This window comes from uncultured Gimesia sp. (genome assembly GCF_963972345.1).
Taxonomy (GTDB): domain Bacteria; phylum Planctomycetota; class Planctomycetia; order Planctomycetales; family Planctomycetaceae; genus Gimesia.
In genome coordinates this window covers 42411-56226 of the sequence record NZ_CAXAVM010000006.1, presented here as the reverse complement: position 1 = coordinate 56226, position 13816 = coordinate 42411, and the positions used below count along the sequence as shown (strand labels likewise).

The following is a 13816-nucleotide window of genomic DNA, read 5'->3' as shown; positions in this document are numbered from 1 at the left end:
TTAAACAACGCCTGAATCCTCAGTAGTGAGGGTTCAGGCGTTTCTTTTTTATGTTGACTGGTATTACTCCAGTAAAGCATGAAATGAATATGCCCGAAACACATTCGCTGATGCGGTCTCAAATGATTTACCGTGTTGACTCTGGCTTCGACGGTGGAGGGAAGACGGCGAATAGCGATCAGCATTCTGTGAGAAGAGTTTTTACACCAGATTAATCACTTTTCTCTCAATCGATTCTGATCGCTCCCACCGGTCTATGAATCACCACGATAATACCGGGATACAGGCAAACGATCGTAATAACGATTTGACTGATCCCATTTAACAACATAGACATTTTGCACAACATATATGATTTACTTCTGTTATTTTACGTGGTACATTCACAGCAGACAGCTGCCTTAGAGGCTCATTTGGAACGACGCCTGCCTCACAATGTCCCTTAAAATGCAAATTTCCCCTGGAACCCTTACAATCATGCACTTTACCTTCCGACTTTCCCTACTGGTATTTCTATTCTCCAGCAGTGTTTTATTTTCCAGTTGCAGCGATACTGAACGATCAGCCAGTCCGGCTCCCGAAATCACGGGAACTGAAAATCTGGAATCCCCTGAAGAACTTCTGCAGAAAGTGGAACAGGCGATCGAGGTGGCCCGTCAGCACTATCTGGCATCAGAGAAACACTCTCCCTGGGAGATCTATCATGGCATGCTGGCTTTTCGTAAAGATTACGAGATCAAAAAGGATGGCAAAGTAGTCAATGCGCTGGAATGGATTTCAGCCGGACCTACTTTTGAGAATGAACCCTGGTTCCAGAAAACCGAGTTCGGCGGCCGCGCTCATCGCTATACCAAATCAAATGCCTTTGAGGGACACAAAAATCAATCATTGGCGATCCTCGCTATGGCTGATGTTCCGCTCGACCATCAGTTCATGACCCCTGATGGTCCCATTACCGTCGCCGACATCGTTGCTGACGCTCAAAAAGAGATCCAGGAGAATGAAGAAGTAACCTGGTCACTATGGGGCCTGGTGCATTACCTTGGACCCGATGCCGTCTGGGAGGACAAAAAAGGGGAACAGTGGCACATGGAAGATCTGGTTTACATGCAGAACGCCACTCTTTCGAATGAATCGGCCTGCGGCGGAACACATGCTTTGTTTGCTCTGTCCTATGCCAGAAATACTTTTCAGAATTCGGGGCAACGCCTGCGAAGCTACTGGCTGGAAGCAGATCAGAAAATCCAGAAACACATCGAAGAAGCCAAGGCCATGCAGAACCTGGACGGCTCTTTTTCTTATGATTATTTCTTTCAGAAAAGTGCCAGTGAGAATTTTCAGGAGCGTCTGGAAACAACAGGACATACGCTGGAATTTCTGATGATGGCACTTCCAGATGACCGCCTGAATGAAGACTGGGTCCGGAAAGCAATTTCCCTTTTGGCCAATGACATCATCAATAATAAAGACGAACCCGTCGATTACTCAGCCCTGTATCATGCCATTGATGGCCTGGTAATCTACCGCAACCGGATGTCACCTGATCGCACTGCCCAGTTGGGAAGCAGGAACTTTCCAGCACAGGACAAAACCGAATCTACTGACAAAAAAAGAACAGACAGGAAAGTGCTCAAACCAGTTGTGCCACCTGCCGTTCCCGAACTCCCGGAATTGCCTGCCAAGCCATAACAGAGCAAGGTGAGAAGCTACGATTTCCAGCGCCGGAAACGGGCAACAACATTGACCAGTCTCGTGTCAGACATCGATTGTTTCGGAAGGCCCCGAGGGTCCACCTGTCGACTGATTGGCGAGACTGATCAGGAAAAATCCGGTCAGCAGAAAATCGACGCCCACGAGTGTACCCACTGCCCACATTCCTGAGACCGGCCACTGGCCCCAGATCAGTCCCCCTAAGAGTAACGAGATCAATCCACTGAAAAGAATTCGACTCCAGCCGTTAGCAGGACGAATTCCCAGTGCCATGATGATCTTCCAGACTCCTTCAAAAACAAAAAAGATCGCCATAATCAAGGTCAGCAATTCCAGTCCATACAATGGATGGAATAAAAGTCCGAGACCGCCGATCATGATCAGTGCTCCCAGAATCACATGAAAGATTTTCCCGGCTGCATCACCCATCTGCATGGCCTGCAAAACATACAAAATCCCCCCCAGCAGTAAAAATGCACCAATCAGGTAAACAACTGTGATACCAGCGATCAGGGGGACGAGCAGAGAAATCACACCGATGACACACAGAATAATTCCAGTCAGTTTAAAGTCTTTGATGGCAGGCATAGGGGGCTGTGTCATGTGAGTCTCACTTCCGATTTAACAGAGAAAATTTACTGTTCCATTGACAGCCATCCCTGACCATCTCAGAGTTTTCTGTAGTGCTGCTGCATAGATACTCGGTAGTAAAGTTATCTCTTCTGAAGAAAATTCATAAAGTTGTTTATTGAACGGATTATACCTGAAACGCAGCTCCCCATAAATCACCTTATTTCGATTTCAACTGATTTTGTTTGAGCCAGTACTCAAAGAACTGGTACATCAGTTCGTTCGACTGTGGATTAGGGGCATGGTCCGGGCGATTGGTCATGGCGACGCGGTTTTCATATCCCAGAAAGCGATTCACGGCAATAGTGTGGTTCAAAGCCCGCCACTGTTTTGGCTGGTCTTCAGCCCCCCCTGATACCAGAAACGGGCGGGGGGCCATCAAAGCATGCAGTTCATGCAGATCGTGTCCCTCTTTGATGAGTTCTTTGTACAGACCGGTGCGAGGATTTTCTTTCGTCGGCAAACCCCGCTTACGAAATTCGGGGCCTGCATATCCCAGGTACCAGGGTTCCCAATAGTTGACACTGGGGCGACTTTCATCAAACACAATTCCACCGTCCGACCAGGCGGCACACGCGAACCTGTCATACAGACAGGAAGCAAACATCGCCCATTTCCCGCCATAAGAATGTCCCACAATCCCAATCCGGTCTGGGTCGACTTCTTTACGATTTGCAAGAACATGAAAAGCATTCGCAGCACCATAAGCCAGCGCCGAGAGCGGCTGAATCTCAGCCTGTTCCCGATTGGGATAATACAGGGAATAATCGTGACCAACAGACAACGTCACGAATCCCCGCTTCGCCAACTGCAGTGCGAAGTCCCGATTCTCCCCCTTCAAGCCGACTCCTGTCTCCGGTTCATAATAAACCACCAGTACGGCGGGCCTGCTGTGATCCGGTTTTGCCCCCCTGGGTATTAACAGATAACCGGTATTCGGATGCCCCGGAGCAATATCAAAACGCACGGTGTACTGGGTGATGTCTCCGCGTTCTTCCTGTTTCAGGTACTCCACCTTGGGGTGTTCATTGACGGGAGGCCATTCTCCCATCTTCTGATGCCAGGTCTTCAGAATTTCCTGACGGCGTGCCTGCCAGTCTTCCTTCGTTTTCACAGGACGACCATCGTAAAACTTTAACGGCGATTTATAGTCCCCCAGATCACCTTTAAACTCATCAACAGGTTCGAAGTAGGGGGCAATCTGCTTCCAGAGTTGCTGTGTATCTCCTGATTTCGTCTCTGCCAGTGTTCCCTGCATTACAGCCATCGAAAAACAATATACCAGTCCCAGATAACTCAGGCGTTTCATTTCCATTGGCTCCACTTAGATTTATTTTGAATGTGATCATTTTTACTGAAATGGTTCAGATCCCAGCATAATCCATTGATCCGGATAATTAAACTCCTCAGAATAGATTACCAGCTACCGGTTACTCTTGACTGCAGCAGCTTGCTATCTGGGGATCACTGACTGATCTTTGTCAGCAGCCAGGATCCCATTCCTGTATTTATGACATGACACCGTTTTAATAAGGATATGATTAAATGCAGCGTTCCATGTTTCCTCTGATGATCACGTTCACCTTAATTTCTTCTATTGTTCTTGCAGCCGACAAACCCAGCAATCCGCCACCGACACAGGCAGAAGTTTCCTATGGTCCCTCCAAAATGAACAAGCTGGATTTCTGGCAGGCAGAAGGCACTGGTCCCCGCCCGCTTTTGGTTTACATTCATGGCGGCGGCTGGATTGGCGGCGACAAAGATCGTGTCCGCAACATCCAGCCTTTTCTGGAAGAGGGAATCTCCTTTGCATCAATTAATTATCGGTTAACGGGCGAAGCGCCACTACCCGCTCCCGTACATGATGCCGCCCGTGCCATTCAGTTCATCCGTTCTAAAGCCGGTGAATGGAATATTGACAAAGAGCGTATCGCGTTAACAGGCGGCAGTGCCGGGGCCTGCACCTCAATGTGGCTGTTACTGCACGATGACCTGGCTGACCCGAAAGCCAAGGATCCGGTGCTGCGGGAATCCACGCGGGTGACTTCTGCGGCAGTCGCTGGCGGACAGACATCAATCGACCCTAAAGTAATCGAACCCTGGCTCGGTCCCAATGTTCTCAAACATGCGATGATCTACAAATCGGTCGGCGGAAAAAGTATGCAGGAAGTAATGGAGAACTACAAACAGCATGAAGCACTTTACAAGGAATTCTCACCTTACAATCACCTGACCGCCGATGATCCTCCACTCTTGATGACTTACAACAATAACATGAAGCTGCCTTCTGAAAACGCAGGCCATGGAATTCATCACCCCGTCTATGGCGTCAAAATGAAAGAGAAAGCCGATCAAGTCGGTACCGAGTGTCATCTCTTAATCCCCGGCGTCTCCAAATCGAAAAAATATGCGACTTCCGATGAATTCCTGATGGACAAACTTTTGAATAAAGATTCCTGAATTCAATCTTCAACACAACATGAACACAGAGACGGCGCTACCGATTTCGTCTCTGTGTTTTTTTTATTTCCCGTCAGTATTCTCATTTCTCGAACAACTCTGCCGCCAGTCGCGGATCAGACAAATCCAGCTGATACATGATCTGATTGTAATCATAGCGAGGCGTTTTGACTTCGTTCCCTGAAAACAGAGCGGTATAAGTCCCTTCGAAGTAAATCAGACGCCCCTTCTCACGGGCAAACAGGGGATGCTGTTTCGGATTATAAAAACTGTACTTGTCATGCGTGACAATTTTACGCCCCCATTTCCATGGTCCCAGCGGGCTTGCCGCTTCGGAATACCAGATCTCGCCCAGTACGGAAGTCCCATATTTCTGTAGCCCGATCATCGTCCATTTGCCTCGATATTCGTTCCAGGCAACAGAACTGTTCTGAATCTCAATTCTCTCGTTTGTTTCGATGTCACGCATCTGAAAGTATCGTTCCTGTTCTGAAAGTTTGTTCTGCTGGATCAGTTTTTTCTCCAGCTCGCTGGTTAAGGGCGAGACATTCTTCCGCCATTGGTAGCGTAATGCTCCCCCCTCATCCCGATCCACAGTCCAGTCAGCGGCTGCAGCTGTATCCGGTTTCACATAGGAATAGGTTTCATACTGTTTCAAATCCGCCAGAGCATCAGGATTCGCCGGAACGCGAATCAGAGGGGCTGCCTGCCCGAACAAGATATAGTCCTGATCATCCATCCGATATTTCACCGGATGCCCCTCGGGATAAAGCGGAGCATTGAAATCAAATACCTCGCGCTTCTCAAATGCTTTCTGTTTCTCGTTGAATTCGACCAGCCCCCGTTCATACGTGGTCAGCAGTCCTTTAATCTTAACGTATTTTGCAAACAGTCGTTCGCTTCCCTGTTTATCCTGTAAGGTTACCAGGCCATCAATCCAGGTGGGTCCCGGGCCCGGCATATCGCAGGTTTTCTTAGCAAAGCCATTCTCATCCAGAAAATAATTCAGATTGATGCCTTGCTCAACTGGCAACCCTCCCTGATCGGGCAGATCGGAAACAGCACCTGGCACAGAAAAATTCCCCAGCGGATAACCGGGCCGGTTCGTATCCCCCCAGAACCAGTACACCCGATTATGAAATTTTGCATTTACCACACTGTCCGAGCCAAGGACCTTACCATTCAAGACAGGCTGCGTCAGAGGAACTGCGACATCCGTCAGAAGACTGTCACGATAAATGCCTTGCCCCGTGATGCGGTACAATCGTTCTGCAAGATTAACCCGCTTCATTTCCAGGACGGTTTTCCCGCCCGATGTGACCTTGATCTTTTTCCCTTGATATCCAAACCCGTCTGCAGGATATTCATATCCATGACTGCGAACAAAAAAGTAGACTTCCTGATTCATCAGCCCGGGCTCATTGATCGCAGCGATCCCATTACTGTCAGTGACATGCAGGATCTGATTGACTGTCTCCAGTTCAACCAGCGGGATGCCTCTTCGTGATTCTTTATCGACGACCTGGATCTGAAAATATTCAGCAGCGACCAGCATGCGAGGCACTACCATCAACACAACACAGAGTAGACATTGGGCGTAGATCATAGGGTTACCTGTTCGTTGATCTTCAAATATTTTCCTCGCTTGAACATTCACATCTCTGCATTTAACACTTCCAACAGTCCTGTTCGCCACGATATACTTAAGATCATTACGAAACAGCAGTAGTTAAGAGCCTTGTTCCTCTTTCAAGCCCTCCTGATCCCAATCATTTTTCTTCATAGTTTTGAACATCATGAGTATGCAACGACGACGCTTTTTACAGCAATGCGGTATCTATGGCTCTGGAATCTTCAGCCTCGATTTTCTGCATGCCCTGGAATCACGCTCCTGGGCTGCGGCGGAACCTCACGAGCAGGCAGCAGACATTGTTATTATCGGGGCTGGGCTGGGAGGCTGCGCTGCTGCACTGGCAGCCTGTCGCAATGGCGCACGTGTGATTCTGACCGAACCGACTGACTGGATTGGCGGCCAGCTCTCACAACAGGCGGTTCCCCCGGACGAACATCAATGGATCGAGTCGTTTGGCCGTACCGAGTCTTATGCAAAACTGCGGACACTCATTCGAGATTATTACAAACAATACTATCCGTTGACCAGCAAAGCCCGTAACACGGCCAACCTGAATCCGGGCAATGGTTCTGTGTCCCGCATCTGCCATGAACCGAAAGTCGGGATTGCCGCTCTGCAGTCAATGCTGGCTCCTGCCATCAGCAGTGGTCAACTGACGCTCTTACTCAATACAGAACCACTGTCTGCTGAAGTCTCAGGCGATAATATCACTGCCGTCACCTGTCAGACTCAAGGGGCAGCACATCCTGTAACCCTGCATGCATCGTACTTCATCGATGCCAGCGAAGAAGGGGATTTACTCCCGTTAACAAAAACCGAGTATGTTCTTGGTGCAGAATCCCGGTCAGAAACCGGTGAGCCGCATGCTCCCGAGAAAGCAAATCCCCGCAACATCCAGTCATTTACGCATTGCTTCGCGATTGATCATCTGGCAGGCGAGGATCATACCATTGAACGTCCCGAAATGTATGACTTCTGGAAAGATCATACTCCCCCTTTAACACCAGCCTGGTCAGGAAAACTTCTCTCACTCGCTTATTCTTCTCCTCGAACATTAGAGCCCAAGGCACTCTCTTTTGTTCCCTGTGGAAAAGAGACCCCCGCTCCGAAGACCCGATCGCTGAATCTCTGGCTGTACCGTCGGATGATTGACCGCAATAATTTTACGCCCGGATCTTACGCCAGTGATATTACCGTCATCAACTGGCCCCAAAATGATTATATGCTGGGCAACATCACCGATGTCTCTCCCGCAGAACGGGAAAAGCACATCACAGCAGCCAAACAGCTCAGTCTTTCGCTGCTATACTGGCTGCAGACCACCGCACCGCGTCCTGATGGCGGGCAGGGCTGGCCCGGACTGCGACTGCGCAAAGACATTACAGGCACTGCTGACGGACTGGCCAAATATCCCTATATCCGGGAATCTCGTCGCATCCGCGCTGAAACCACAATCAAAGAACAGGACCTGACTCACTCGGAACGCCTCAAAGTGCTGGGAAAAGATCATAAACCGCTACTGGCAAAGCCGTTCTCCGATACGGTGGGAATCGGCTACTACCATCTCGACCTGCATCCCAGTTCCGGCGGAGACAATTACATTGACATGGGAAGCGTTCCCTTCCAGATTCCCCTGGGAGCCATGATTCCGGAACGGGTGGAGAACCTGATTCCAGGCTGCAAAAACATAGGCACCACACATATCTCCAATGGCTGCTATCGGCTGCACCCGGTAGAGTGGTCCATTGGTGAAGCCGCCGGTGCACTCTGCGCCCATGCAATAGCCAACCAGACAACGCCTCGCCAGATCCGGAACACACCTCAAAAGCTTCAGGATTTTCAGACATCACTCACGAAGCAGGGGATAGAACTCAAATGGTCTCGCCTGGGCTGACAATCAGATGACGACCCCCGGGAAATAGAGTGATACTGATTTCAATTTCTTACAAGGGGTGGCAAATGCTGTTGTAAAAACCAGCGCCCCAGCAGAATATTTCTTGTAAACCAGTGTGTGGACATCAAATGCCTGCCCAGAAACTGGCGAAGGGGAGCAGGGACGATGCTCTCCGCAGGCTTGTCAGGCCAGGGACCAAAGCGATCCAGAATTTTCTGCTGATACTCCTGCAGCTGCGCTTTGTCATAGCCTTTCTGCCATCTCTGCAAAACATCTGCCGCCATCAGGCCAGACTCAATCGCAGGCCGAATTCCCTCTCCACTCTGAGGCGAAGCCAGGCCAGCCGCATCACCAATCAGTAAAATACCGTCATCCATAATCGTGCGTTTCGCCAGGCCATACAGTCGATAGGCGTGCCCCTTGAATTTCTCCAGGATCTCCCGGGGAATCCGTCCTTCATAATCCAGAAACTGCACGAACTCATCCCGGACAGAGGACAGATTTTTCTCTCCCTCGCGTCCAATGCCAACATTCAAAAAACCATCTTTTAAAAAGCACCAGCCATAACCACGTAAATCGGGACTGAAATAAAGTTCTGGACGTTCAGGTTGCACACAGCAGTTCTTTGCCTGTTCCGGAGTGAGAGAAAATTCGGTTTCCTGTGCCAGTACGACGGAATGTTCGGCGCGTTTTTCCGGGTTCAACCAGCGGGCCACCGGACAAAAATGGCCTCCCGCGCCGATGATGACTTTCGCCTGCAGACAGCCATTGACCAGCCAGCCGTTTTCAATTCGTTCCAGAGAACTGAATTTCTCACCCAGTCGAGTTCGCGCTCCACAACGATTCAACAGATAAGCATCGAATTCACAACGCCGAATGCCATAGCTGACAGTCTGCGCATATTCAGTTTGCACAGCAGCCCCACCGATGATCCCGGTCCGAAAGCGGGTAATCGGTTGCAGGACATGTGATTTTTGATATTCGGCTAAATCCAGGTCCAGCAGTTCAGCGACTGCCGGCGTAATCCAGCCGGCACATACTTTATCTCGTGGAAATGTGGCCTGATCGAGAATCAGAACATCCAGTCCTGAATCACGTAAGCCCCAGGCGCAGGACGAACCGGCCGGCCCTCCCCCCACAATCAGAATATCGCAGCCATCAGATAACATTACGTCTGCTCACCAATCCTGGACTCTCCCCGTTCCTGCGCGTACAGTCCTGCACGAGTCCAGGGGATTTCATTATTGTTGCCGTTTGTAAAGACGACTTGAAAGAGTTGCAGAGACCCCGAACGGAACGCGGCAATGGAAGCAGACAGATACAGACGCCAGGTGCGGATAAAGTTTTCGTCAAACATCTCTCTGACCTGATCAAGATTCTGCTCATACCGCTGCAGCCAGTGTTCCAGTGTCATCGCATAATGCAGTCGAATATTTTCCACATCCAAGACTGAGAATTTCTGGGGTTCAAAGATCTGCATCATTTCACTTAAGCTGGGCACATGGGCACCCGGAAAAATGCGGCGTGTCGTCCAACTGTCCAGTGTGCGCGGCGAATTACAGCCGATGGAATGAATCAGACCACGGCCCTGTGGACTTAGACAGCCGGAAATCACTTCTCCCAGCCGCCGATAGTTTTTCAGGCCGACATGTTCCAGCATACCCACAGAGACGAACGCATCGCAGGTACCGGTAATATTTCGCCAGTCGTCTTCCACAAACTCCACCTGCTGCGACAGACCTTCCTGCTGCGCTCGATCACGCGCGTAAGCCAGCTGTTCTTTGGAGATATTAAATGCCCTGACCTTGACGCCGTAATACTTCGCCATGTGTATCGCCAGGGCCCCCCAGCCACAGCCTGCCTCAACGACAGTATCACCGGCTTTGAGACCGACCTTGCGACAGACATGATCCATTTTGGCGATTTGTGCTTCTTCCAGAGACATCTTTGGATCCGCAAAGTAAGCACAGGTATAAGCCAGTTGCTCATCCAGCCAGAGCTGATAAAAAGCATTCCCGATATCGTAATGATGATGGATATTGCTGCGGGCGGCATCAATCGTATTCCGTTTCAACCATGTCAGGCCGCTTCGCAATCCGTCTCGATAAAAATGCTTGGTATCAACGACATGCGTGCATTGATCAATGGCTTCATTGAAAGTAACCAGTCCCCCTTCCACATCGATCTGCCCTTGAGAATAGCCATCTCCAAAATACAGGCTGGGATCGATCAGCATCTTATAGAGTGTACTGCGATTGTGAATCACGGCACGCGACCGGGGAGGGACAGGGGAAGTGCTGATCACCGACTGATCCCATAAAACAACCTCGATTTCCGGATTCCCCGCCTGCTTCAGCATGGTCCGCATCAGCCAGCGGTCAAAGGCAGTTGCCCCCGATTGAGGTGGAGGCAGAACCGAGCTGGCGGAAAGCTCAGGCAGCACTGCCTGGCCTTTCAAGCTCGCAGGCTGGTCATCGGATGATTTTTCTGTGGGGGCATATTGGGATGTTGAGTCAGACCTGGTTGGATTCACTTTCGATCTCCCGATCAATGACAGTCAGAATCTCTCTGTAAATAAACGCTTTCTATTTCCTGAACTTAAACCATGGTATTTTCTTTGCCCTGGATGCTATTTTCGCAACCCTGTTCAAAATTTCAAATTATTTCTGGAGTTCTCAGCAGAATTCTTGAAATTTTGCGCCATCGAAAGTCTTGATCTCAACTTAATTTCTCAATGTCAATACGGGCGAAAATACCTGACTTTAACGACTGAAGAAACCATTTCAGCAATCCGCTCTTTGCGGCGTGATCCAGTTGCCCACCACTGAATTCCCCTTGAGAGTCGATAAAATATGAAGAATCTGCTACGAACGAATTTCTCGTTTCAGAGTCTCACTTTCTGGATTTGGGCTTGGAATTCCCCGGCTGGAAGTGCTACAATTGAACACATCAATGTTCCTTGATCATTGATCCACACCAAATTAGCTCACCACAATTGCTCCACTATACTCCTGCCTGTCCTTGAGAAAGGAATTTCGATGCTGTCAATCTGGGGACCAGAGACTAAGCTCTGTGATCGTGTTTCACGACGGGAAATCCTGAAAATTGGCGCACTGGGTTTAGGTGGCATGAGCCTGCCTCAGTTACTCCAGGCAGAGTCTCAGTCAGGCAGCAGCAAACGCCAAAAAGCAGTCATCATGATTTACATGTGCGGTGCCCCCTCGCACCAGGACATGTATGACCTGAAAATGGATGCCCCGGCAGAAATTCGAGGCGAGTTCCGACCGATCGAAACACGGGTGCCCGGATTCCAGATTTGCGAACACCTGCCACGCCTGGGGAATATCGCCGATAAAATCATTCCCCTGCGTTCGGTGCATGGCTCCCCCAATGGAGCCCACGATTCCTTCATCTGTTACACGGGTCGTACCACCCGCAATCAGCCGGCCGGTGGCTGGCCTTCGATTGGTTCGGTCGTTTCAAAACTTCAGGGGCCTGCCAATCCCGCTGTCCCGCCGTTCGTCGGTCTGTCGCCTGACACGGGACATCCCCCCTATGGCTCGCCCGGGTTACCCGGTTTTCTGGGAGTCAGCAATTCCGCGTTTCGTCCTTCCGGCCCATCACGCAAGAACATGGTTCTGAACGGCATCGACGAATCACGCTTGAACGACCGCAAACAACTGCTGGCCTCCTTTGATCAGTTCAAACGCGAAGCCGACGCCAGCGGTTCCATGCAGGGCATGGACGATATGAATCAGCAGGTGTTCAACATCCTGACTTCCAATCGACTGGTCAACGCGCTCGACCTCTCGCAGGAAGATCCTGCCGTCCGCGAACGCTATGGAAAAGGGGATCCGAAAAACTTCGGTGATGGTGCCCCAAGAAACCTGGAGCACTTCCTCATGGCACGACGACTGGTCGAAGCTGGTGCCCGGATTGTCACCCTGAATTTCGGTCGCTGGGATTTTCACAGCAATAATTTTGGCGGCTTAAAGAATACGCATCTCCCGCAGTTTGATCAGGGCTTGGCCACGCTGATCGAAGACCTGCACGAACGAGGCATGGCAGATGACGTCGCCGTCGTCGCCTGGGGTGAATTCGGAAGAACTCCCAAAATCAACAAAGATGGCGGACGCGATCACTGGCCCGCTGTGGGGGCTGGACTGCTGGCAGGGGGTGGCTTTAAAACCGGCCAGGTCATCGGAGCCACCGATCGACTGGGAGCCCAGGTCGCCGATCGCCCGATTCACTTCGGCGAAGTCTTCGCGACCCTCTATCGCCACCTGGGAATCGATTACAACGCGGCTTCCATTCACGACCTCTCAGGGCGTCCCCACTATCTGGTGGACGGCTACGATCCGCTGCCTGAAGTGTTTTGACTGCTAGTGCTGATTCAAAACGAAAGGGAGCCATTCAGATCAGTTGAATGACTCCCTTTTTTTAATTAAACGATTCCATAAATCCACTACGGCACGACAGAGACCTCTGCTTCACCAGTCACTTCCAGGCTGCCAAGTAAATTTATAATACCAGTTGGAAAATATAATCCGTAGGATGCCCCTCCTTCCGCATTTACAATCCCTTTAATCACATAAAAATCACCGGGATTAGCCGCTGGATCAATAAACGTCACTTCACCTGATGCCGATGATGTCAGCATCGGTGAAGGATTACCATTTTTATAAATCGAAAATGAATGTTCTGGCATCCAGTAAAATGCCGGATCGGCAGCATAAGAAGAACTTTGCTTGATTTTTAATTTGATTTGTGTCGACGGCGGATCCATCTGACTGTTTCTAAGTGTGAATTTTGCATCACAAGTTGCTTTTGAATATGCTTCATAAAATCTCACACCTGCATACTCTGCAAAATCTAAAGTACCTACAGATGCAATCGAGGTATTCATTGCGAGTGCGGAAACTTGCCCATTGGCAACTAAATCAGAGTTAAATGTTATTTGCGTATTTGAAGCAGCAGTAACAGACGAAACTTCAGAGACAGCACTGGCACTTGTCGTCGAACTCGCAATCACCGCTTGATTACCTGTATCCGAAACACTAATATCAGTATCATCCACTACACTATCGATAAACCCTATCGCCGCTATAAAGAAGTCATCACGCACTTTCACATAACTCGCAGGATCCCTTTCAAAATAGTATTGCGCTCGTGCCTTTGAAGTGCAGACTGCATTCCCCATAATAATTAACAACGCGACACAAAATAGTTGCCTTCGTTTCATCTTCATCTCTCCGTAAAAACACGTTTTAAAGCTTGCGATTTCTGGTGCATCAGACCAGCGAGAGTCGACGGGATTCTCTTTAGATCGCAGGACAGGGCTGTCATCCTCTGCGCGCAATTCGATTTTGTTTAAACAAACCTTACCTCTTAAATATCAAAGTCGGGTAAAGAGTTTTTTTAGAAAATGAGTCTTACGATCAGAGATCAAAAAGAGAGGAAACGTGATACCTGGTAAACTGACGCAAGTG

10 protein-coding genes are annotated in these 13816 nt (G+C 49.7%); 4 read left to right on the top strand and 6 right to left on the bottom strand.

Annotated elements, in window-relative coordinates; genetic code table 11:
• Positions 1-477: 477 nt before the first annotated feature.
• Positions 478-1689, top strand: a complete 1212-nt coding sequence (locus tag AACZ40_RS01870; RefSeq protein WP_291170590.1) for a hypothetical protein — start codon at positions 478-480, stop codon at positions 1687-1689.
• Between the two features lie 66 nt (positions 1690-1755).
• On the opposite strand, the gene AACZ40_RS01865 is transcribed toward AACZ40_RS01870, so the two are convergent.
• A complete protein-coding gene (locus AACZ40_RS01865; RefSeq protein ID WP_291170588.1) occupies positions 1756-2313 on the bottom strand; it encodes a DUF308 domain-containing protein in 558 nt (185 codons plus the stop codon).
• 187 nt (positions 2314-2500) lie between these two features.
• A complete protein-coding gene (locus AACZ40_RS01860) occupies positions 2501-3649 on the bottom strand; it encodes a prolyl oligopeptidase family serine peptidase (RefSeq protein WP_291170586.1) in 1149 nt (382 codons plus the stop codon).
• A 236-nt stretch (positions 3650-3885) separates the two neighbouring features.
• On the opposite strand from AACZ40_RS01860, the gene AACZ40_RS01855 reads away from it, so the two are divergent.
• A complete protein-coding gene (locus AACZ40_RS01855; protein WP_291170584.1) occupies positions 3886-4800 on the top strand; it encodes an alpha/beta hydrolase in 915 nt (304 codons plus the stop codon).
• A gap of 82 nt (positions 4801-4882) precedes the next feature.
• On the opposite strand, the gene AACZ40_RS01850 is transcribed toward AACZ40_RS01855, so the two are convergent.
• Positions 4883-6406, bottom strand: coding sequence for a hypothetical protein (locus tag AACZ40_RS01850; RefSeq protein WP_291170582.1), 1524 nt, complete (start codon positions 6404-6406; stop codon positions 4883-4885).
• Between the two features lie 190 nt (positions 6407-6596).
• Here AACZ40_RS01850 and AACZ40_RS01845 point away from each other — a divergent pair, with 190 nt between their 5' ends.
• Entirely contained in the window at positions 6597-8327 is a 1731-nt protein-coding gene (locus AACZ40_RS01845; protein WP_291170580.1) for an FAD-dependent oxidoreductase, read from the top strand.
• A 41-nt stretch (positions 8328-8368) separates the two neighbouring features.
• Here AACZ40_RS01845 and AACZ40_RS01840 read toward each other — a convergent pair whose 3' ends face one another.
• Together AACZ40_RS01840 and AACZ40_RS01835 are read right to left on the bottom strand one after the other, a co-directional pair.
• Positions 8369-9496, bottom strand: coding sequence for an NAD(P)/FAD-dependent oxidoreductase (locus tag AACZ40_RS01840; RefSeq protein ID WP_291170578.1), 1128 nt, complete (start codon positions 9494-9496; stop codon positions 8369-8371).
• A complete protein-coding gene (locus AACZ40_RS01835; protein WP_291170576.1) occupies positions 9496-10860 on the bottom strand; it encodes a cyclopropane-fatty-acyl-phospholipid synthase family protein in 1365 nt (454 codons plus the stop codon). Before AACZ40_RS01835 ends, AACZ40_RS01840 begins: the two co-directional genes overlap by 1 nt.
• Before the next feature lie 505 nt (positions 10861-11365).
• On the opposite strand from AACZ40_RS01835, the gene AACZ40_RS01830 reads away from it, so the two are divergent.
• Positions 11366-12706 (top strand): DUF1501 domain-containing protein, encoded by a 1341-nt coding sequence (locus tag AACZ40_RS01830; RefSeq protein ID WP_291170574.1) that lies wholly within the window; start codon positions 11366-11368, stop codon positions 12704-12706.
• Between the two features lie 86 nt (positions 12707-12792).
• Here the strand turns inward: AACZ40_RS01830 and AACZ40_RS01825 are convergent, their stop codons facing one another.
• The gene (locus AACZ40_RS01825) at positions 12793-13569 is read right to left on the bottom strand and encodes a hypothetical protein (protein WP_291170572.1); all 777 of its coding nucleotides are present in this window, start codon (positions 13567-13569) and stop codon (positions 12793-12795) included.
• Positions 13570-13816 lie beyond the last annotated feature (247 nt).